The organism is Salinisphaera sp. G21_0, assembly GCF_017744115.1.
GTDB lineage: Bacteria > Pseudomonadota > Gammaproteobacteria > Pseudomonadales > Endozoicomonadaceae > Endozoicomonas.
In genome coordinates this window covers 1-21,813 of record NZ_JAGHQW010000023.1, presented here as the reverse complement: position 1 = coordinate 21,813, position 21,813 = coordinate 1, and the positions used below count along the sequence as shown (strand labels likewise).

16 protein-coding genes and 1 rRNA gene are annotated in these 21,813 nt (G+C 49.4%); 9 read left to right on the top strand and 8 right to left on the bottom strand.

Annotated elements, in window-relative coordinates:
* Positions 1–247: 247 nt before the first annotated feature.
* The 4 genes from J7439_RS12225 to J7439_RS12210 form a co-directional block, all read right to left on the bottom strand.
* Positions 248–1,525 carry an AhpA/YtjB family protein gene (locus J7439_RS12225; protein WP_209202077.1) on the bottom strand — a complete coding sequence of 426 codons (1,278 nt, stop codon included), beginning with the start codon at positions 1,523–1,525 and terminating at the stop codon, positions 248–250.
* Positions 1,526–1,754: 229 nt separating this feature from the next.
* Positions 1,755–3,152: an ankyrin repeat domain-containing protein gene (locus J7439_RS12220; protein ID WP_209202076.1), complete on the bottom strand. Its 1,398-nt coding sequence runs from the start codon at positions 3,150–3,152 to the stop codon at positions 1,755–1,757.
* Positions 3,153–3,659: 507 nt separating this feature from the next.
* Entirely contained in the window at positions 3,660–5,240 is a 1,581-nt protein-coding gene (locus J7439_RS12215; protein WP_209202075.1) for an ankyrin repeat domain-containing protein, read from the bottom strand.
* Between the two features lie 296 nt (positions 5,241–5,536).
* Positions 5,537–6,997, bottom strand: a complete 1,461-nt coding sequence (locus tag J7439_RS12210) for an ankyrin repeat domain-containing protein (protein ID WP_209202074.1) — start codon at positions 6,995–6,997, stop codon at positions 5,537–5,539.
* A gap of 260 nt (positions 6,998–7,257) precedes the next feature.
* Here J7439_RS12210 and serB point away from each other — a divergent pair, with 260 nt between their 5' ends.
* The 5 genes from serB to J7439_RS12185 all read left to right on the top strand — a co-directional run bounded on the left by serB (position 7,258) and on the right by J7439_RS12185 (position 12,510).
* Positions 7,258–8,529, top strand: coding sequence for a phosphoserine phosphatase SerB (serB, locus tag J7439_RS12205; protein ID WP_353623054.1), 1,272 nt, complete (start codon positions 7,258–7,260; stop codon positions 8,527–8,529).
* Between the two features lie 157 nt (positions 8,530–8,686).
* On the top strand, positions 8,687–8,893 hold the full coding sequence (locus J7439_RS12200) for a CPXCG motif-containing cysteine-rich protein (RefSeq protein ID WP_209202073.1): 207 nt from the start codon (positions 8,687–8,689) through the stop codon (positions 8,891–8,893).
* A gap of 13 nt (positions 8,894–8,906) precedes the next feature.
* Entirely contained in the window at positions 8,907–10,148 is a 1,242-nt protein-coding gene (locus J7439_RS12195; protein ID WP_209202072.1) for an ABC transporter substrate-binding protein, read from the top strand.
* Positions 10,149–10,261: 113 nt separating this feature from the next.
* A complete protein-coding gene (locus J7439_RS12190; RefSeq protein ID WP_209202071.1) occupies positions 10,262–11,890 on the top strand; it encodes an ABC transporter permease in 1,629 nt (542 codons plus the stop codon).
* Positions 11,887–12,510 (top strand): ATP-binding cassette domain-containing protein, encoded by a 624-nt coding sequence (locus tag J7439_RS12185; RefSeq protein ID WP_209202070.1) that lies wholly within the window; start codon positions 11,887–11,889, stop codon positions 12,508–12,510. The genes J7439_RS12190 and J7439_RS12185 overlap by 4 nt, the downstream gene beginning before the upstream one ends.
* On the opposite strand, the gene J7439_RS12180 is transcribed toward J7439_RS12185, so the two are convergent.
* The 4 genes from J7439_RS12180 to epmB form a co-directional block, all read right to left on the bottom strand.
* Positions 12,500–13,432, bottom strand: coding sequence for a hypothetical protein (locus tag J7439_RS12180; RefSeq protein WP_209202069.1), 933 nt, complete (start codon positions 13,430–13,432; stop codon positions 12,500–12,502). The two genes, J7439_RS12185 and J7439_RS12180, sit on opposite strands and share 11 nt — an antisense overlap.
* Positions 13,433–13,871: 439 nt before the next feature.
* Positions 13,872–15,893 carry an EAL domain-containing response regulator gene (locus J7439_RS12175; RefSeq protein WP_209202068.1) on the bottom strand — a complete coding sequence of 674 codons (2,022 nt, stop codon included), beginning with the start codon at positions 15,891–15,893 and terminating at the stop codon, positions 13,872–13,874.
* Positions 15,894–16,071: 178 nt separating this feature from the next.
* A complete protein-coding gene (locus tag J7439_RS12170; RefSeq protein ID WP_209202067.1) occupies positions 16,072–17,724 on the bottom strand; it encodes a cyclic-di-GMP receptor FimW-related protein in 1,653 nt (550 codons plus the stop codon).
* Positions 17,725–17,962: 238 nt separating this feature from the next.
* Complete coding sequence (gene epmB, locus J7439_RS12165) at positions 17,963–19,006, bottom strand: EF-P beta-lysylation protein EpmB (protein WP_209202066.1); 1,044 nt, start codon at positions 19,004–19,006, stop codon at positions 17,963–17,965.
* A 29-nt stretch (positions 19,007–19,035) separates the two neighbouring features.
* On the opposite strand from epmB, the gene efp reads away from it, so the two are divergent.
* The 4 genes from efp to J7439_RS12145 all read left to right on the top strand — a co-directional run.
* The gene (gene efp / locus J7439_RS12160; RefSeq protein WP_101745846.1) at positions 19,036–19,605 is read left to right on the top strand and encodes an elongation factor P; all 570 of its coding nucleotides are present in this window, start codon (positions 19,036–19,038) and stop codon (positions 19,603–19,605) included.
* 286 nt (positions 19,606–19,891) lie between these two features.
* Entirely contained in the window at positions 19,892–20,059 is a 168-nt protein-coding gene (locus J7439_RS12155) for a hypothetical protein (RefSeq protein ID WP_209202065.1), read from the top strand.
* Positions 20,060–20,082: 23 nt separating this feature from the next.
* Positions 20,083–21,072, top strand: a complete 990-nt coding sequence (gene epmA, locus J7439_RS12150) for an EF-P lysine aminoacylase EpmA (protein ID WP_209202064.1) — start codon at positions 20,083–20,085, stop codon at positions 21,070–21,072.
* Positions 21,073–21,698: 626 nt separating this feature from the next.
* A 16S ribosomal RNA gene (locus J7439_RS12145) occupies positions 21,699–21,813 on the top strand; the annotation flags it as partial.

Here is a 21,813-nt window from a genome sequence, read left to right as displayed (position 1 = left end):
TTTCTGAACTGGAAACTGATTGAACAGACTCTAAACCAATAACAGAACTCATAATTCATTCTTCAGGCAGTTACATTCCAGTGCCTGAAAACCTAGCAGGTGAGAATCGATCTTGCCTGAAATATTGGCAATCCCGGTTTGACCAATAGCATTTGCTCAATCCTTATGGCACTGACTGTCTGGTTTGATCGTGTGTTGCAGCTCCAGACAGCCATGCACATAAAGGATTTAGACAATCTACTGGTTATTATTTATCCAGGTTCAGAATGGATACCATCTCAAAAATCTGGCCTCTCAATTCATTGGCCTGCTCGTTTTTGATGCCTTTGATATTGATGACTTCACTGTCCAGGGCGGCAAAATCCGGAAGGTCTGAGGGAAGCCAGCTGGTCTCTGACCGGCGCATATAAATACCATCCATCTCTGGCAGGTTAGCCAGGGTCAGAGCCTGGCTGGCGGCACTGTCACCCAGGGCCGGGTGTTGTTCTTCCGGGAACTCTGCCTGTTGATCACTGACGCTCAGGCCAATACCAATATGTGTTTTGGCAATATTGATTGCTCCGGCTTTTTCAGCCAGCGCTTCGATCATCAGACAGCAGAATAAAGCATCTGAGGTAAATGCCGGGCTCTCTTTGCTGGAAAACCGCAGATAGGCATTCCCTTCTGGCGTATAGGTTACCTCGCCACCATAATAATCCGCAGCTTCACAGATGATCTGGCTGTGAGTGCGGAGAATATCCTGCAAGTCTCTGGGGGCCAGCAATTGCTGAAGCCTGCCCAGGTTTTTGACTTTGATTGCGGCAATTATCGCTGTTTCCTGCTGTTCTTCGACGCTCTCTTCCGGCTCCGCCATTTTCTTTTCAAGCAACTGTTGCTCGGCAAAGGCAGAAAGTCGGGTGATTTCGCCAGTGATCGGCGGGATTGGATTCCCAGTGGGCAGAATTGAACGTAACTGTCGTTCAATAAGGCGCAGCTGAGTGACCAGGCTGGAGGCATAGAGGTGCAGAAAAATCACCCCGGCCAGCAGCAGTATCAAGCTGATAGCAATAATCACGAGCAGGGCTTCTTTGGGTTTCTGGCTTAGCAGGCCTTCGTTGAGTGATAAGCGGGCGTAACCGGCAATCACATCCTGGTAATGAATGGGCGATGAATAAACCGGATGTCTGATGCCTTCATCCGCCGTTTTGGCAATGGCTTTGGCGATTCTCTGGTTATCGATGCTGTAGATGCTGGCTTCAGCAACATAAGGGTTCTGCACCAGCTGACTGAGCAGAACATTGAGGCTGAGCCTGTCTCCGGTGACCAGCATATCGGTCGCGGCGCTGGCAGTCTGTTCACTCAATAATTGACCGATACTGTCCGCCTGGTGCTGGCTTGATGAGTCAATCTCATTGCTGATGACCAGCGACATCCCAATCGTCAGCGTGGCCATCAATAGACCAAAGATGACCATTAACTGCGTTCGGATGGAAAAGCGGGATGTGAACTGCACAAAAATATCTGGCGTGAAAATACGCTTCTTCAAAAGTTAAGCTCCTGAGGGAAAGCCAATGATTGTGATGAATGATCAATAGCTCTTACTGTCCATGAGTAAATTCTGACAGCCTCGCCGGGGAAGAGCCAGACTAAAAAAATGGAGACAAGGTGCTCCATAGTTGTTGCAATGGCAGGATGATACCAGACAAAACCTATTTCCCTTGCTATTCCAGAAATAGTAATGCAGACGAGATTTCACCTTAAAATTGCGTTAATGGTTATTTCCTTTTTAAAAAGGCTTTAATAAGCTCCTCACACTCACTGTCAGGGTCAGCAAGGCTTAGAGGTGTAGCGCCATTTTGATTTTTCACTTTGACCCGGATGCCGACAACGTTCAGCAACTCCCTGACGATCTTTGCGTCACCTTGTCTGGCAGCCAGGTGGAGAGCCGTATCACCATTGAAATTCATTTGATTGACATTGGTGCCTTTAACCGCCAGTAATTCCTTGACGACATCTGCACGGCCCTGTTTGACAGCAAGCAGGATGGCTGTATTGTTGAAAAATCCAACCCTCTCATTGATCTTGATGCCGTCAGTGTTCAGTAACTTCCGGACGATATTTATATTGGCATATTTGACAGCAAAGTGGAGAGCATTCCAGCGATGTTTATCTTTCTTATTGACGTTAATACCGTCAGTGGTCAGTAACCTCATGACGGCCTCTGTGCGATTATGTTGGACTGCCAGGTGGAGAGCCGTATGGCCCGATTTATCAGTGATATTGATATTCACTCCATTGGTTTTAAGCAGCTTTTCCAGGCTTTTGCTATGGCCCATGGCAGCGGCGATATGCAGCGGTGTTCTGCCGTTCTCATCGGTAGCATTGATGTATGTCGAGATGACCCGGTCATTCAGATATTCCATGGAATCAGTTTTGGCAGCACTAGCACTGTGCACTAAGGAAGTAATATCCGCACCATTAGCAATCAGAGCGTTCAGGACCTTATTGTTGTTCGCCATGAAAGCGGGATACAAGGCACCGTTAAGGTCTTTCGCTCCCTCCTTGATCAAGAGTAAGAGGGGCTGATCTTTTCCCAGTTTGGCCGCAGTGCACAGGGCACCATCAAGATCTTTTGCTCCGTTATTGATCAGGGGTTTAAGGCACCAGGTTTGCCCCTGCCCGGCGGCTTCACGCAGGGCACCGTTAAGGTCTTTTGCTCCCATTTGGATCAGGCGACTAAGGCAGAGTATGTGTCCCTGCCCGGCGGCAGTAAGCAGGGCATCGTCAAGGTTGTTTGCTCCCGCTGCGACGAGAATTTCAAGGCAATGCAATTGCCCCCGTTTGGCGGCTTCGTGCAGGGCGCTATTAAGGGCAGGTCGGCCGGGGCGGGTGCTGATCAGGTAATTAAGGAGTTCAGTGTTGCCCTTCTGGATAGCGGTGGTCATGTCCGGACGAATCAATGGCAGTGTCGATTGCCCGTATGCACATTCACGCAGGCCAAGACTTGTTAACTTCTGCTGTAAATCGTCAGGCGTTTCAATGATGCATTCCGGGTTGCGATAGGTTCTGACCAGTGAACGCCCATCCAGCTGTCCTCTGTTATACCCGTCGTCATTCTTACCGATGCCACCATTTAAGGGGGCATTTGCTGTGTTGCCCCAGACAGTATTCATGAAACCCTTCAAAACACTTTCCATCGCTTTGTCCAATTTTAGAGTTAAAGACTGTAGTTAGTTCTCGTCCAAAAACACAACCAATTGAAAATCCTGGAAATTCATCTTGAAAAATAGTTGAAGCATCTTTGTTTTTTTACAAGCTAGTCAATAAACATCAGGGAATGCTAAAAACAGAAGGCTTCAAATGCACAAGAAAGGCAATCCGTAGGATAGTATGGAACTTCATTACGTTCCTCATGAAATATCCGGGTTAGGACTTTCTCAGCGGCTTGATGCTTATCCGCAGTTCAATGACTGGGTTTATTGAAGACTTGAATTCTGGTGACAAACACTGACAGAAATGGGCTGTCAGCAAAACTGGCCCACCCTGTGACTGCTGTGGCATTTTCATTGTGCGGAGTGATCTGGAAAAATCAGATTGCCAATTCTCATGACCGACTATGACGGTCATGAGAATTGGGTTCCAGACAATAATGTAGACGACATGTAACCTTTATTATTGTGTTATTGTTTATTTGCTTTTTCAAAGGCATCCAGGACTTTCTTGCACTCCGTGTTAGCAAGGTTGTAAGCCGTTTTGCCTTTATTGGTTTTCTGATTGATGTCGATGTCTTTAGCAGTCAGTAACGCCTCCATGGCGTCTTTGCGACAGTCGTGGGCAGCCATGTGGAGAGCTGTATAGCCAGAGTTATTCTTCTCATTGACCTTGATGTGCTGCATTAACAACTTGATGACGTCTGCATCAGCGTGTTGGGCAGCCGTGTGGAGAGCCGTCCTGTTATATCCACTCGTTGCATCGACCTGGATGCCGGCTTTTATTAACAACTCGACGATTTCTATATCAGCGTGCATGGCTGCTAAGTGGAGAGCCGTACAGTAATCTATGTGTTGATCCGTAAAGTAATGGAAACACCCCTTATTGACCTCGATGCCGGTATCCAGTAACAACTGGACGGCCTTTGCATGATTGTTTATGACAGCTAAGTGGAGAGCCGACTGGCTCAATTTATCAGTGATATCGAGATTCACCCCATCGGTATGAATCAGCTTTTCCAGGCTTTTGATATGACCCATGGCAGCGGCGATGTGCAGTGGTGTTTTGCCGTTCTTATCGGTAGCATTGATGTCTACCAAGGGCCGGAAGGTCGGGTCGTCCAGAAATTCCGTAGAATTTTTACGGGTAGCAGTATGCAGTAAGGAAGTCATATCTGCCCCCTTCGTCAGCAGAATGCCTTTTAACTCTTCGTTTTTCGCCAGAACAGCGTAATACAAGGCACCGTTAAGGTCTTTCGCCCCCTCATTGATCAAGAATAAAAGGGAATTCGTATGCCCCTGTTGGGCGGCAGCGCACAGGGCATCATCATAATTTTTTGCTCCCAAATCGATCAGGGGTTTAAGGCACTGCACTTTTCCCTGCGCGGCGGCTTCGTACAGGGCACCATTAAGATCTTCAGCTCCCAATTTTTTCAGGGGTTTAAGGCACATCGTTTGTCCCTGCGCGGCGGCTCTGCGCAGGGCTCCGTCAAGATCTTTAGCCCCCAATTTTTTCAGGGGGGTGAGGCACTGCACTTGCCCTTCCCCGGCGGCAGCACGCAGGGCATCGTCAAGGTTGTTTGCTCCCGCTTTGAACAGGATGTTAAGGTACTGCGTTTGCCCCTTTTTGGCAGCATTGAGCAGGGAGTCATTAAAGACAGGTTGGTCGGCGGGTATAGCACTGAAAAGGTGTCTAGGGAGTTCAGCATTGTCCTCTAGGGCAGCAATGTGCAGGGGTGTCTCCCCATGTTGATTGGCAGTATTAAGTACCGTGGTTACATAATCAGGTGATTCGTCATCAGCGACGTCGCTCCTGCCCGGACCGATCAATGGCAGTGCCGATTGCCCGCTTGCACATTCCCGTTGGTTAAGACTTGTTGACACCTGCTGTGCATCGTAAGGCTGCTCGGTGATGCGGGTGCAAGAGGTTTCGGACAGTAAACGCCCAGCAAGCTGCCCTGTGCCAGAATCTTTATCATTTTCAACGATACCATGATTTTCGAAGGCATTGGCTGCGTTGGCCGTGGCACGATCTAACGTGTTGCTATTCATCGCTTTACTCTACTTTAGGATTAAACTCTGCAGCTTTGACAATAAACAGCAGAGAAAATTCCTTAAAATAGAATTTCCCACGTTTTTTTTTGAATACGTAATTTGCAGCAGAGGATTTTTTGTTGAAAAAAACCGGGCTCAATCAAATAGGGAGGTCTTGCAGAGTGACTCTTCACTTGGTAACGGTGGCCGGAAAAAATCAGATTAAAAATACTCATGACCGGCTATGACGATCATGAGTATTTGGTTCCAGAAATAGTAATAATCCTGGCTGAGATTTAACCTTTCATATTGCGTTAGTGTTTATTTGCTTTTAAAAAGTCTTTAAGTAGTTTCCTGCAATAATCGTCAGCATAATATCGAGCCGTTTGGCCTTTGTTATTTTTCGCTTTGACATCAATGCCAACAGCATTGTCCAGCAATATCCTGACGATCTCTGTATGACCTCTTGTAGCAGCTATGTGGAGAGCTGTATGGCCAAGGACACCCTTTTGATTGACCTTGATGTCTTTAATGGCCAGTAATTGCCTGACGGCGTCTGGAATATTCCTGTAGGCAGCAAAATGGAGAGGTGTCCAGCCCGCTTGACCCCTCTGATTTACTACCGCGGTGTCGCTGGTTTTCAGTAATTCCTCCATGACGATCTTACCGTCGGCTTCATCGTAATTGTAGAGAGCATAGTGGAGAGCCGTATTGCCGGATTTATCAGTGATATTGATATTCACTTTATCGGTTTTAAGCAGCTTTTTCAGGCTTTTGATATAGCCCATGGCAGCGGTGATATGCAGTGGTGTAAAGCCGTCCTTATTGGGAGTATTGATGTAAGTCGAGATGAGCTGGTCATTCAGCTGTTCTACAGAATCTTTCTGGGCAGCAGTGTGCACTAAGGTAGTAACATCCGCTCCGTTATCAATCAGATAGTCCCCGATCTCATCGTTTTCTTTCAGGACAGCGAAATACAAAGCATTGTTAAGGTCAAGGTTTTTCCCTCCCTCTTTGATCAAGAGTGGCAGGGACTTGCTTTGCCCCTGTTCGGCGGCAGCGCACAGGGCTCCATTGAGATTATTTGCTCCCTGATTGATCAGGGGTTTGAGGCACTGGGTTTGTCCATGCCTTGCGGCTTCGCACAGGGCCATGTTAAGGACTTTTACGTTATCATCCGTTCTGATCAGTGGGTGGAGGCAATGTGCTTGCCCCTGTGCGGCGGCAGCACACAGGGCATCGTCAAAGTTGTTTGCTCCCGCTGTGATCAGGATTTCAAGGCAATGCCTTTGCCCCGATTTGGCGGCTTCTTTAAGGGCGTTATTAAGGGTAGATTCGTCGGGTTGTTTGCTGATCAGGAATTGAAGATGTTCAGCATTGCCCTCCCGGGCAGTGTTGACCATGTCTTCACTGAATTCGTCGTTCTTTTTCAGTATTTGCCATATATTGGTGCTGCGTTGCCGTTCAGCAGTGTGCAGGGGTGTTTCACTATGGTGGTTGGGTTTAATTGATTTGCCGTCAATGACGCTGCTACGGCCCGGATCAATCGGCAGTGATGGTTGCTTGTCTGCACATCCGCGTTGGTCAAGACTGATTGACTTCTGCTGTCCATCGTCAGGCTTTTTGATAATGCTTTTCGGGGTGTCAGAGGTTTTGACCAGTGAGTGCCCATTAAGTTGTCCTCCGTTATACTCGTCGTCACTCTTATAGTTAACATCGACATTTTCCAGGTTGAACCTGACTCTGTGCACATTGCTAATATCACTATTATTCATCACTTTGCCCTACTGTAGGATTTAAGACTGTGGTTTAGACAACGAGCAGAAGGGGGAATTCCACAAAACAGAAATTTTTCACGTTTTTTTTTTGAAAACGCAGTTATCAGCAGAGGATTATTCTTATCCTCAATTTTGTCCCGGCCCTGTATAAATACCAGTGATAATATGTACAATCGTACACACTTTGATGGCTGTAAAATGGCTTATTTATCAACGTTTGAGTGGTTATAAAAACGAGTACAAACGTGCAGAAAAAAGTGAGCAATATAATACTGATTAATGTGACTGGCCGGGACCAGCCGGGACTCACCTCATCCATAACCTCTATTATGGCCAACTACGGTCTGGAAATTCTGGATATTGGTCAATCGGTCATCCACGATACCCTGACCTGGGGCATTCTTGTCCGTCTGCCAGACCTGGCTTCAGGTCATGGTGATTCCGCTGCTGTTGCCAGCAGAATGCTTAAAGATCTTCTGTTTCATTTCCATGAAAGTGATTTGCAGTTTAGTTATCAACCAGTATCCGAAGATGATTACGAGCACTGGGTCTCTGAGCAAGGCAGGAATCGTTATATATTGACCCTGTTATCCCGTCATGTCACCGCGGAGCAAATCGCCAGAGTCTCTGGTATTACCGCCGCGCATGGACTGAACATTGACCATATTTCCCGCCTTTCCGGTCGACGATCGCTGCGCAATGATAACCAGACGGATGAAAAAAACGGCCATCGTTCATCATGCCTGGAGTTTTCGGTCCGGGGTACAGCCCCTGATCAGGAAAAGCTAAGGGCTGACTTTCTCAATCTTACCGCTGACCTGGACGCTGATGTGGCATTTCAGGAAGACAGTATTTACCGGCGTAACCGTCGGCTGGTTGTTTTTGATATGGACTCCACCCTGATCGAAGCGGAGGTTATCGACCTTCTGGCGGAGGCCGCAGGTGTGGGTGACCAGGTGGCAATGATCACTGAGAGGGCCATGCAGGGTGAGCTGGATTTTAATGACAGCTTTCGTGAGCGCCTGGCCATGTTGAGGGGGCTGGATGAGTCTGTGCTGTGTGATATTGCCAGACAGCTGCCGTTAACCGAAGGTGCAGAAAAGTTGATTCGCACCCTCCGTTCACTGGGCTATCGTACGGCTATTCTATCCGGTGGGTTTACCTATTTTGCCCGCTATCTTCAGGATAAACTGGGGATAGACTATATCCATGCCAATGAACTGGACATGGTGGATGGCAAGGTTACCGGCCAGGTGAAAGGCGACATTGTTAATGGTGAGCGAAAAGCCACACTACTGAAGCAGATTGCCGCTGAAGAGGGTATTTCCCTGAATCAGGTTATTGCGGTGGGTGATGGTGCCAATGATCTGCCAATGCTCAGTGTGGCCGGGCTGGGAATTGCCTTTCGGGCCAAGCCGATGGTGAAACAAAGTGCCCGGCAGTCAATTTCCACCCTGGGGCTGGATAGTATTCTGTATCTGTTGGGCTTTAGTGAGAAAGATCTGGAGTCGCTTGGTAATTGTCCCTGAATAACTTACTTTTTTTGCCACGGAGGCACGGAGAACAGAAAAATCTTTTCCTCCATGACTCCGTGACAAAGTTTTTCTTGACTGGATAGTATCGGAAATGTGGAAGTTATTTCAGGACTATTACTTAATACCCTCTGACTGAGAAAAGGTGTTCGCGATGGATGAGTGGATCAGCTGGCAGGATCATTGCCCGTATTGTGGAGAGCCAATCGAACTGCTGTTGGATGCTGGCTTCACGGAGACGGATGAATCATTGCTTTACACTGAAGATTGTCAGGTGTGCTGCCGTCCCATCGTTGTGATGCTGACCATCGATGAAGACGGTAACCATCATTGTCAATTAACGACAGAGTCTGGCTTTTGATATGAAAGGTAATATGAACATCATAAGTACATGGAGCAAGCAAGCCTCAACGGCTTTGGTCATGGCTACCGTCGCTTTTATCAGCAGTGTCAGTGCCAGCGAAGCAAAAACTACCACCTGGCAGGAAATCGTTGAGCAATCAAAAGGGCAGACGGTTTATTTCAATGCCTGGGGGGGAAGCGAGCAGATCAATGATTATATTGACTGGGCTACCGATCAGGTAGATAAACGCTACGGTATTGCACTGAAACATGTCAAAGTCAGTGATACATCAAATGTCGTAAGTCGTGTACTTGCGGAAAAAACAGCCGGACGAAACAGTAATGGCTCCGTTGATCTGGTATGGATTAATGGTGAAAACTTTCGTTCAATGAAGCAAAACGGCCTGTTGTTTGGTCCTTTTGTTCAGGACTTACCCTCGTTCAAGGGCGTGGACCCAGAAGAGAACCCCTCCACGGTGCTCGACTTTGGTGAGCCTGTTGATGGCCTCGAAGCGCCCTGGGGGATGGCACAACTGGTGTTTATTTATGACACCGATTCGTTTTCCCGAAAAGAAACGGTCCCGCCAGCCAATGCCTCAGAACTTCTTGAGTTTGCCAGAAAGCATAAAGGGCGTGTGACGTACCCCTTGCCACCCGATTTTGTCGGTACGACGTTTCTGAAGCAGTTGTTGAGTGAGTTGACACCAGAACCCGGTGTGCTGTTAAAGCCCGTTTCTGAGGCGGATTTCGATGCGGTAACCTCTCCTTTATGGCGATATCTTGATGAACTTCACCCTTTATTGTGGCGAGAGGGCGAGACGTTTCCAGCCAATAATCTGGCGCTGACGCCCATGTTGGACGACGGTGAAATTTTACTCTCAATGACCTTTAATCCCGCCTATGCCAGCTCTGCTATTGCCAATGGGGAGCTGCCAGACACGGTGAGAACATACGTCCATAATGCGGGCACATTGGGAAACACCCATTTTCTGGCGATTCCTTTCAACAGTGATTCTACCGGGGCAGCACAGGTCGTCATTAATTTTCTGCTATCACCGGAGGCACAGGCACACAAAGCGAATCCGGATGTCTGGGGAGACCCTACGGTGCTGAGCATGAGCCAGTTAAAGGGTACTGAACGCAAACGCTTTACTAGTTTGCCCCTGGGGCCGGCAACCCTGTCTCCTGAAGCGCTGGGTAAAGTACTTCCGGAACCTCACAGCTCCTGGGTCGCTGAACTTGAGGATGCCTGGAAGGCAAGATACCGCCAGTGAGTTTATTGATAAAGTGTGAACAGCAGGTATTTGTCAGGTCTGTTTCACGGTTACTTGCTTTAGGGTTGGTGGCTCTGTTTTTATTCCCGGTCCTGGCCGGGTTGGGCAGTATTATGCTGCCTGCCTTTGGGTATATGCCGGTCCTGGGGTTTGACACATTCAGTTTATCTTCCTGGCAAATGCTGCTGGAAACACCCGCGCTTATCGAGATGCTGTTGCTCAGTCTCTGGACCTCTGTTGCATCCACTTTGTTATCCCTGTTCCTTGCTTTTGGTGTTATCTGTTGCACCTGGGGCACGCCCCTTTGGCATAAGGTTCAGCGGTGGCTGGCACCCTTGATGGCTGTGCCCCATGTGGCACTGGCTTTTGGGGTTATGTTTGTGTTGATGCCCAGTGGTTTGCTGGCCCGGCTTATTGCTGTTTTTGCCGGGTGGAGCTTTCCCCCTGACTGGCAGACGACCCAGGATCAATACGGCATTAGCCTGATACTGATTCTGATTATTAAAGAAACCCCTTTTTTGCTGTTTATGATGGCGACGTCTGTCGTGCAGTTGCCCGTCGCCGATACGCTGAAACTGGGCGGAAGCCTGGGATACCAGCCAGGTGTTATCTGGCTTAAGCTGATCTGGCCGCGCCTCTACCCGATGATTCGTTTGCCAGTGTATACCGTATTGGCGTTCGCCATCTCTGTGGTGGATGTGGTACTGGTGATTGGGCCTGCAAACCCTCCGACATTTGCCGTACAGATTTTTCAGTGGATAAATGATCCGGATTTGAGCAAAAGCCTGCTTGCCGCATCGGGCAGTGTGCTCTTGTTGCTGCTGGTGGCCTCTGTTATTGGTGCTTTTCACCTGACGGAATGGACCATGAACAGACTGCTCAGATACTGGTTGATCAATGGGTACCGTGGTCGGTTCAGTGGTCTCTGGCTGTCGTTCAGCAGGAAAGCCTGGCAGGGTTTGGTGATGCTGTTTCTGTCAGGCGGGGCTGCTCTGCTGATCTGGTCTTTTGTCTGGCGCTGGCGATTCCCTTCTCTCTGGCCAGACTGGTCTTTACGAAGCTGGCAGCGAGCCTGGGAGGGTATCAGTGAGCCCATTGTGAACTCCCTGCTGATCGGCGTGACCGCCACGCTGGCGGCCAACATTATCTCGGTTATTTTGCTGGAGCTGAATGATCTCCAGCGACAAAACAGTGAATCTGCCGGAAAGTGGCTGGCCCTGCTGACCAGGGGGGCCATGTATATTCCATTACTTTTGCCGCAAATGACTTTTCTGTTTGGTGTTCAACTGCTTCTGCTGCAATGGGGAGCTGAGGGTCACTGGTTGACGGTTACCGGACTGCATTTGCTGTTCGTATTGCCCTACTGCTTTCTGAGTTTGTCAGGCCCCTGGCAGCATTATGATCAGCGTCACAGTCTTCAGGGACTGTTATTATCCGGGTCTTGGCTGAAGACCTTTTTGCGGGTGAAACTGGGCATACTCTGGCGTCCGGTGATGGCCAGTCTGGCGTTGGGCTTTGCGGTGAGTATTGCCCAATATCTGCCAACCCTGTTTGCCAGTGCTGGCCGGGTGGAGACAGTGACAACCGAGGCCGTCAGTCTGGTTTCCGGAGGAAATCGACGGTTGATTGGCGTCTACGGGCTTGTTCAAATGCTCCTGCCTTTTATTGCTTATGCCATGGCTTTTTTCCTGAGCTATTGGACAATCAGACATGGACGTTTTGCCAGGAGACTCCACTCTTGAGCCTGATTCTTGATCAAATTGATATTACGCTGAATGGCCAGAAGCTGTTGGATAACATCTGTTGTTGCGTGGACGGCGGTGAAGTGCTTTCGGTATTGGGTCCCAGTGGTTGTGGTAAAAGCAGTTTGTTAAATCTGATTTGCGGGACGCTGCCAAACAGCTTTGGTTGCTCAGGACAGGTGATGCTGGACGGGGTAGTGCTGAATAACCTGCCGCCCTATAAACGACAGGTAGGCCTGCAGTTTCAGGATCACCTGTTGTTTCCCCATATGACGGTGGGTGAGAATCTGGCCTTTGCGCTGCCTGCGCACTACCGGAAATCCCAGCGCCAGGAAAGAGCAGAGCAGGCACTGGCTGACTGCGGAATGTCGGGCTTTTTCGAGCTGAATCCAGCCATGCTGTCCGGTGGCCAAAAAGCAAGAATCAGCCTGATGCGAACGCTGTTATCGGAACCCAAAGCCCTGCTGCTGGATGAGCCTTTTTCCAAGTTGGATGCAACACTGAGAAGCAGCTTTCGGCACTTCGTCTTTCAACAGATTCAGAGCCGAAGCATGCCTGCGCTTATGGTGACCCATGATGAACAGGATATTCCTGATAAAGGCTTATTGCTTAAGCTCTGATCATTGATTTTGCACCGGGTAAAAATAGATCGGTGTTGGCAAAGAAATCAGAGGTGTCAGAGCCCGGGGGAAGCTCAGGGTAAGGTGATCTGAGAATCAGAGCCATGCTATTGTCAGTGTCGGTTAAATGGACCGCGTGCTCGAACTGGGTTGCATCCATTATGTAAAAATGGCCGGGTTCATTCGATTCAATGGTTGCCAGCTGATCATTGTTTCGTATGGTTAACGTTCGCTGACCTGCCAGATTGATACAAGCCACCAGCTGGCCTACCTTGCCCTTATCCACATGCCAGCCAAGACAGTGATTCGATGGTAGCATGGCGTTATTCTCAGGGTTTTCAGATCGGCGACAATAAAAATTAATAGACGTCAGGCGCAGGGCATTCTGGCCAAAATAGCGTTTAATATCAGGGTTGAGGGTGTGAAGATGATTCACCAGATGGATAATGGTTGAATGGCTGGCAGCCAATATTGCGCGGTCCGGTTCTTCTGCTGGCATCGGGATTGCCCATGAGCGTACAAGCCCGGCATCACCATGACACATGAACGTGGCTTGTGTACTCGGTAGTTTTGCCAGATAGGCTTCCCACCTGGGAACGAGACTGCCTGTAGCATTGCCTTGTCGGGCTATTATTTCGTGGTACGGGAAGCCCATGGCCTCTATATCACGATTAATGCCTGTGATTATTGCCGGGTCAATATAGCCGGTCATGATCGTTTCCTGAGAACCGCGAATATTGGGTGCATTAATTTTCTGGCATTTATAGGCAGCACGGCGTCCTTTGTTGGGAATTGTGGGGCTGATTTCTTTTCCGTTGGTCTCCGGAAGGGGTAATCGAAGCAATCTGGTCGGCAATGGTCGTAATGAAATGGTTCTTTGTTTATTCCCTGTTGCAGTCGCTTTAGTGGTTGGGTTATCCATTGTGGATAAGCAAGACTGACCGGGTTTGTCCTGGTTATTATTCTTTCTTATCTTTTTCCCCTTGAGGAACGCATCGGACAAAGGATGCGCAGAAACAAAGGTCTCAGTAGCTGTATGAGGCCTTTTGTGAGAACGAAGAATCATAAAGAGTAAAATCCATGATATTTTTATTCGAACGATTAATATAGAAGAACGGTCAGAAATTGCTTAACTAAACCAGACAGGACCGTTACACATCCTGTCTGTCATTCTTAGGGTAGGCATTAAGCGCCTACTCCCGGCTTCGGGAAGCTAAAGACGTAACCACGAAGGACACGAAGAGCACAAAGAAGAGCTTTCCTTATCCTTCGTGATCTTTGTGTCCTTCGTGGTTCCATCCGAAACCCAATGAAAATAGTGGGGTAAGCTTAATGTCCACCCTAACGTCTGTTTACTTCTGTCAGCCAAAGTCAAAGTCCATCGCTTCCATTGGTCCCTGAATATAATACCCCTGCGCGTAATCAACACCCATTCGCCACAAGTGTGCCAGTGTCCGGGTACTTTCCACCTTTGGCACAATACTGCGAATATTATGTTCTTTGAGGATATCCAGCATTTTGATGATGTTCTCATCACTGTTTTCGTCCAGCTTGCTGGTGAAGCTGCCGTCCAGGCGCACAAACTGGATATCAAGGTGCTTCAGTATCTTCATGGAACGGGAGTCACCCTGAAATCGGGTAATGGCCAGCTGGCAGCCAATATTGTGAATAGCTTCAGCAAAATCCACAATGCGTTTCAGCTGCTGGAGCACGATGGACTCTGGCAGTTGCAGGACAATACTGTCAGGCGGCAAATCTGTCGCTTTCAACAGGCCGGAAAGATACTGGGCTAACTCGGTTCCCTGGATGGACAGGTGACTCAGGTGAATCAGCAACCGAACATTTTGTCCCTGTTTATGGACCTGTGCCAACTGGCGCACGCATTGACGAAGAACCCAGCGATCAATATGCGGCATCAGGCTGGAGGATTCTGCCGCCGCCATAAACGTGCCAGCTTCTACCACTTCTCCCTGGTGGGAGTGCAGGCGCAGGAAGACTTCATACTGTTTTTCTTCGGAACCGGTAATGTTGATGACAGGCTGGAACAGCAGACGGAATGAGTCTTGGGACAGCGCCTGACGGATCATGGCCTGTACATCGCCATCCCTGGCTTTCTCATCGAGTTCTTCCGTTTTGGAGTAGCGGCAAAGACGTTCGGCATTTTTAATGGCGCGCTGGCAGGCACTTTCTGCATTATTTAACAGTATGGTGACGCCTTGCTGATGCTCTTTAACCGCAAAACCGATACTGACTGTCGCTGTGAGCGTTTCATCGTCACTACCGAACAGGTGCTCATCAATGGCACTTTGCAAGGTGATGAGGCGTTTTTGGACATCATCCGGATTACCTGCTGTTTCAACCAGCAAAAAGCTGTCATCGGTATAATGGCAGACAGCGGCAGCGGGGAAGAGTTCCTCAGCCATCCGCACAATGGATTCCTGTATGGAGATAATGCCGTCAATACTGGCTTCTTGTCGTAAATTCTGGAAGTCATCCAGCTGTATCCAGGCCAGTGTTGCCTCTGTTGCTGCTGTAACCGCAGATGCGGCTTGCTCAAGAAACTGTTCTTTCGTGTCTGCACTGGCCTTATGGTTCACCGGCTGGCTGAGTACGGGAACCATTACCGGTAACAGAATCAGCTGGATGCAGGGTTCATCATCGTATTGCGCAGCGGATAAGCGAAGGCTGACGGGGGTACTGTGGCCATCGGTATGAACCAGCTCGCATTCAACCTGGTCAATCGTTTGGTTGGTCCCAAACTGCTTCAACATCTGCCTGATCTCAGCTTGATGTTGTGCGGCGATCATATCGATCAGGGGAATGCCCGCCAGATCATCGGCATGATCGTAGCCCGTGAGCTGAAGATACGCAGCATTGGCATCCACATGCATGCCATCGTGAATATAGGCGATGGCTTCAGAGGCATTGGCCAGTAACAGTTGGCAACGTTTGTTGGACTCGTTCAGCTCCTGGCGTGCATTGCTGAGGTTTCGCCGGTCTTCCAGGCTGGTGAGCTCACGGAGAACGGCGTGCAGTATATGCTCTTCATTGGCACTGGGTATCGCGTCTCTGGCTCCGGCAGATAGCCAGGTAGAAGTACGCTGAGGATTGTATTCCGGCAGGGTGACAATAACCGGAATATCCTTCTGGTGTTTTTCAATGATGGCCAGTACCTGCTGTGCATTAAGCCTGGTGGTTTCTTCAGCGCTGAGCACGACATCCCATGGCTGCTCTGACAGGGCCTCCTCCATGGTTTCGATGGAAGCAATATGTTGTACCCGGTGAGGCAGGCCCGCATTGCGAAACAACTTTACCCAGCGTTCCACATCGTTTGGGGAGTCTTCCAGGGCAAGCAAGCGTACGGTTTGTCGGCGGTAATTCATGGGAGATTGATCACTATTATTTTGAATGAGGCAGCTCTTACGTCAGCAGATGCTCCCTGAAACGGTATGAGCCTGTTTCAACATCTTACGACAAGCGCAATTCAAAGGTATAGAGTGCTCCCACGGAATTGTGACCGGCACCGGGAACTTGATTACCGGGATCAGAAACCATAAAAGTTTACCCAAACAGCTTGAATTGGTACTGGCTCCAGGTTGGCGTTGTATTCATGCAGCTCATAAGTTGACCTTTCAGCAGGGTGTCATTCTGAATCAACTCAAACTTGGCTCCCTCCCTGCCGGAGAGATTTGGTATGACCAGAGAGGGCGCGTTGGGGTCGGTTAACATCAGTGATCTCTGGAAGTGGCTGGCTGCCTGAGTTTTGTGTATCAAGGATATGGCCACTGGTTCTACTGATGGGGTGAAGAGATTGACACCAAAAGTTACTTCATTCTGCGCTGAAATACCCAGCCAACGCACACTGTACAGGGCCCAGGGTGACACTTTATCCGGACGGATGCCAATAAGTTCACCGGCATGAAACTGTTTGGGTAACTTGCTGTTGATTTTCAGGCAGAGCCCGGTGTTGCTGGTATTGATGATCTCGGCTGGCAAGACAGAGAGGTGGTTGTTAACCGGGGTCTCTTCCGTATTAAAGGCAATTCTCTCACCCGCTGAAGGGCTGTTTTGTTTATCTCTGATTTCAGCGTCATGGGCCTGTGACCAGACATCATCAGATGCCTCTGAGAAGCTACTCTTGCCAGCAGCATCAGAATGAACGGAAATAATATCCTCAAAGCGTCGTTTACCTGAGAGATGATAATGAAGCGCGGTAAATCCAAAGCAGGTTTCACATGGGTCCGATGCAGCTCTGCGCGGACCTGATCGCTTTTGGATCGGTCCCCAGCTTGATATGAGATGTTGGATCAATTCCGTTGGCAACACGTTTGCCGCTTTGGGATCTTCTTTTATTTTTGCCAGGTGCGCGGTCAGTACCCGGATATTCAGACCAATCACGCCGGGATGCACTTTATCAGGCTCTGGTAATGCATATTCAAGGCCTCCGTCACTGTTGAGACGTACAGAAAAATAGGTTTTCAGGCCAGACTCGGGCTGGATTTTGCCGTGGCTGATCCAGAGGCTTAACATTTGCCAGACCTGCTGGATTTCACCGGGTGATAATTGATCGGTATTACTGCGTGACAGCATCAGGGCACGTTTATAGAGGTTTTCCAGCGACATGGGGCTGGATTTGGGGTCATAAGGATCTTCCTGTTGGAAGCCCTGATGATTATGGCGTGCGGCAAGCTGGTATAGCGTATGCAGTTCAAGCCACAGGCGTTCAGGTGCAGGGCGATAAAGCAGGCAATGGAATAAATACGCTGCTGCACTCTCCGAAACAGCCCGATGCAGCGCGGCTGCAAGTAAATTGGCATGCTCTTTATTATCCAGAGAGCACTGAACCACGGCTTTATAGACGTTTGCCAACCCCATATACAGGCGCTTGCACAGATCAAACCAGCTTTGCTGACTTGATGCGAAAGTAATGTATCGCTGCAGATGTCGTTGATAACTATTGGCGGCGGTTGACAGAGACGGCGAACGGAGGACTTCTGCAAGGGCAAATAGCTCTTCGGGGGGGCAGTCAAGCCTGCTCAGCTCATCCAGGGCGTGGACCAGGCGCTCGCCACTTTGCTGGTGATCTGTGAGAGGCAGTCCTTTCAGCCACTGTTCCAGCTTATTGCTGTTTGACTCTGCCCCATCAGGACAAAAAGAGAGAGAATTGAGGCTACGGCTGGGCAGCTCCAGGTGAGGAGTATTTGCAGATTCCATTCTTAAATTCCAATAGCGGGGCTATGACATCCTGTCAGTAACGGTTCTTGAGCAATCTTTTTATTGAATCAATGTCGCCTTTCCGGGTGATAGCGTTACCAGTAACAATCCACCCATTTATTTCCAGTAGCGAACTCTGTATTTATGATAATTATGCTGAGACGAATATACCAGTCCAGCAAGCTTTATCAATTTTAGTAAATTGTACGACCAATGTCTGACTTTTTATTGAGAAGTGTCAGAGTATCCATGTTTTGCCGGGTCTGCCGGGAATCTCCCGAACCAGTCTGGGCACCAGGTAGCCCGGACAGTGAGCCATAACCTCTTGTATCAGACGAGTCGCTGTAACGTCCGGCACATCAAAATGAGCGGCACCGTGCACCGGGTCTAACAGGTGCAGGTAGTAAGGGAGTACACCAGCTTTAAACAGTGCTTCGCCAAGCTGAATAAGCGCTGAAGCACTATCATTAACGCCCTTAAGCAACACCGCCTGGTTCAATAATGTTACGCCCGCCTGTTTGAGCCGGAACATGGCTTCACGAACGCTGTCGTCAATCTCGTTGGCATGGTTGGCATGAATCACCATCACTGGTTGCAGGCGCTGTCTGGCAAACCAGTTGATCAGTTCATCGGTGACCCGGTCAGGAATCACAACGGGCAAACGGGTATGAATGCGCAGTGTGGCCACATGATCAATAGCGTTCAGCTCGGCAGCAATGTTCGCCAACCGGCGGTCATTGTTGGCCAATGGGTCCCCGCCACTGAGAATCACCTCCTTTATGCTGGTATCAGAGCGAATGTACTCTATGGCATTGCGCCAGCTGTCCTGGTCCAGCCGATTATCCTGGTACGGGAAATGGCGGCGAAAGCAGAAGCGGCAGTTCACCGCACAGGCCCCGCCGACAATTAGCAACAGCCTGCCATGGTATTTATGGATAACCCCATCGGTTGGATTCTGCGACTGTTCTGCCAGCGGATCCAGGCCATAACCCTCAATGTGTTGGCACTCTTCGCCAACAGGCAGAACCTGCCTCAACAACGGGTCGTCAGGGTTCCCCGGCACCATTCGCTGGATATAGGCATGGGGTACTCTCAGTGAAAATTCCTGACAGGCTTTCAGTGCCGGTGATAATAGCGCCGGACTCAACTGCAACATGGCCAGCAACTGCTCCGGGGAGGTGATGGCCCCTGCCAGTTGTGCCTGCCAGCAGCCGAAATCGCTGATTGTCTGCGTACTTATCTGCGCCCTCGACTGCACACTGAGCTCCGAACGGGTTATCATAGGGGTTTTTGATCTCCTGGTAAGGTCCAATGGCTAGTTATAGTACCAATGAGTTTCGTTCTGGTCTTAAAGTAATGCTCGAAGGCGATCCCTGCTCGATCATTGAGAACGAATTTGTAAAACCTGGCAAAGGTCAGGCATTCAACCGGGTTAAATTCCGGAACCTGATGTCCGGTCGCGTCTGGGAACGTACGTTCAAATCCGGCGAAAGTCTGGAAGCGGCAGACGTTATGGACCTGGATATGGAATACCTCTACACCGACGGTGAATTCTGGCACTTCATGATGACTGATGGTTCCTACGAACAACATGCAGCCAGCCGTGAAGCCGTGGGTGATACCATCGATTGGCTCAAAGAGCAGGGAGTATACTCGGTTACTCTTTATAATGGTTCCCCTCTTTCGGTTTCTGCACCTAATTTTGTCGAACTCCAGGTGGTGGAAACCGATCCGGGCCTGAAGGGCGATACAGCCCAGGGTGGCTCCAAGCCAGCCAAGCTGAGCACCGGCGCGGTGGTTAAGGTGCCCCTGTTTATTGTTGAGGGTGAAGTCCTCAAAATTGATACCCGTACCGGCGAATATGTGGGTCGTGTGAAGTAATTTATGCCCCCCGTGGGGTAGCGCTCCCGCTGCCCCAATCTGTTTTTGTTCTGCTGTTTTTTTGTACTATGTACGTACAATGTTCTGCGCGGTCTATGTAAAAACGCATATTCCACTACTTTACTGTCGATTAAATTGCCTGTGTTTTCCGTATCAGGTACTTCTCCATAGTCCATGGGTTTTCATGGCGAGTCTTGCCCGGGCACGACTGAACTCAATCATTACTATGATAACAAACAAATCACCGATGACGGGGTGAGTTTGAGTACCTCTGGGGTGAAACCTGGTGTTTGGTATTGATACCTTCACCCCTGTTGAGGTTAAAGGCAACCCGCTCAGTTATACCCTGGCCAGCCTGAGCAGTAATGAGCAGATGCAGCAAACCCTGCTACTTTTGGCAGGGTTTGTTTTTTCAGCTCTACAACTACCGACACAATTCACTTACCTTAAATAATGAATATTACTCAGGAGCAATTTATGGCCAATGATGTATGGTGCCCATCGGCTTCAATGATGGCGCTTAAAGAACGAGCGCGGTTACTGCAAAAGGCCCGGGCTTATTTTGATGCTCAGGGGGTCATGGAGGTAGAAACCCCGATGCTGTCCGGCAGCGCCACTGTGGATGTTTATATAGATAGCTTTGCCACAGAGTTCAGCCCCATTGGTCATGGCCAATCACAGCTTTGCTACCTGCACACCTCGCCGGAGTTTGCCATGAAGCGGCTGCTGGCAGCGGGCAGTGGCGATATTTACTCGCTCGGGCGAGTCTTCAGAAATGGTGAAGCCGGAGGGCGGCATAATCCGGAGTTCACCCTGCTGGAATGGTACCGGGTTGGTATGAATGACCGGCGGTTGATGGATGATGTTGCCGATTTGCTGAGCAGTGTTTGCAACTTCCGGGAGGTCAGGCGCTGCAGCTATGGTGAGCTGTTTGCAGAGTACCTGGGAGTCAATCCATACATCGCATCGGATGAAGCGCTGAGCCAGCTGGTCAGGGATAAGGTGGATGCCAAGCTTCAGGGGCTTGAAAGAAGTGACTGCCTGGACCTTCTGTTCTCAAAATTTATTGAGCCGAACCTTGGGTCCACAGATTCAGAAGTGCTGGAAGGCTACTTTGTCTATGACTACCCGGCCACCATGTCAGCACTGGCCAGGTTATCCACCAATCGGGATGGGCATCCGGTAGCTTCACGCTTTGAACTGTTTGTTAACGGGGTCGAGCTGGCCAATGGCTACCATGAACTGCTCAATGCAGAGGAGCAGAAGCAACGCTTTGAAGAAGAGCAGCAAAAGCGTCAGGAGAGAGGCTATGACATCTACCCCTACGACAAAAACATGGTAGCGGCACTGGAACACGGAATGCCCGACTGTGCAGGCGTAGCGATGGGCATTGACCGGCTTCTTATGTTAATGCTTGGTACCGTCAATATTGCAGATGTGCTGGCATTTGATTTCAGCCGGGCATAATCAATAGCACCGCAACAAGTGTGCAGGTTGGTGATTCCCTAAAAGATGCACGGGTGGATAGAGAGATCTTTTATTGCATCAACCGGGAATAAAAATACTTGTCATTACATTTGGTTTGTGTAGAATGCGCCGCTCTTCCACGGGCTAACCTGAAACGGTCACCCACGGATCAGCAGAATGAATCATCATCGTTGCCCGGGAAGTGCGGTTTGAAAATGGGTTGTTTGGAAGTGAATGAAAAACAACCGGTTGACAAATCAAACTGGCGCGGTAAGATGCGCCTCCGCTGACAGGGCTTGAGAGCAACGTTAGCGAGTTGGAAAGCTACTTTCTTCTTCTGAAAAACGAATGCTTGACAACGAAAGTCGCCACGGTAAGATAGGCGGCCTTGCTGATCGGCACTGACTGCTGAATCAGCGATTAAATCACCATGATTTAATCAGTTCTTTAACAAGATATCAGACAATTCGTGTGGGCGCTTGTGCGATTGCATCGGTAACAAAGCTTCGGCTTTGAACACTTAAGATGCTTAATTGATCAAGCGAACATACCTGTAAATTCATGTACGTTTAATTGTGACATTGAGCCGTTGCCTTGCTTTTCGAAGTGAAGCAACAAAACGATTTAAACTGAAGAGTTTGATCATGGCTCAGATTGAACGCTGGCGGCAGGCCTAACACATGCAAGTCGAGCGGTAGCGGGAAGAGCTTGCTCTTTGCCGACGAGCGGCGGACGGGTGCG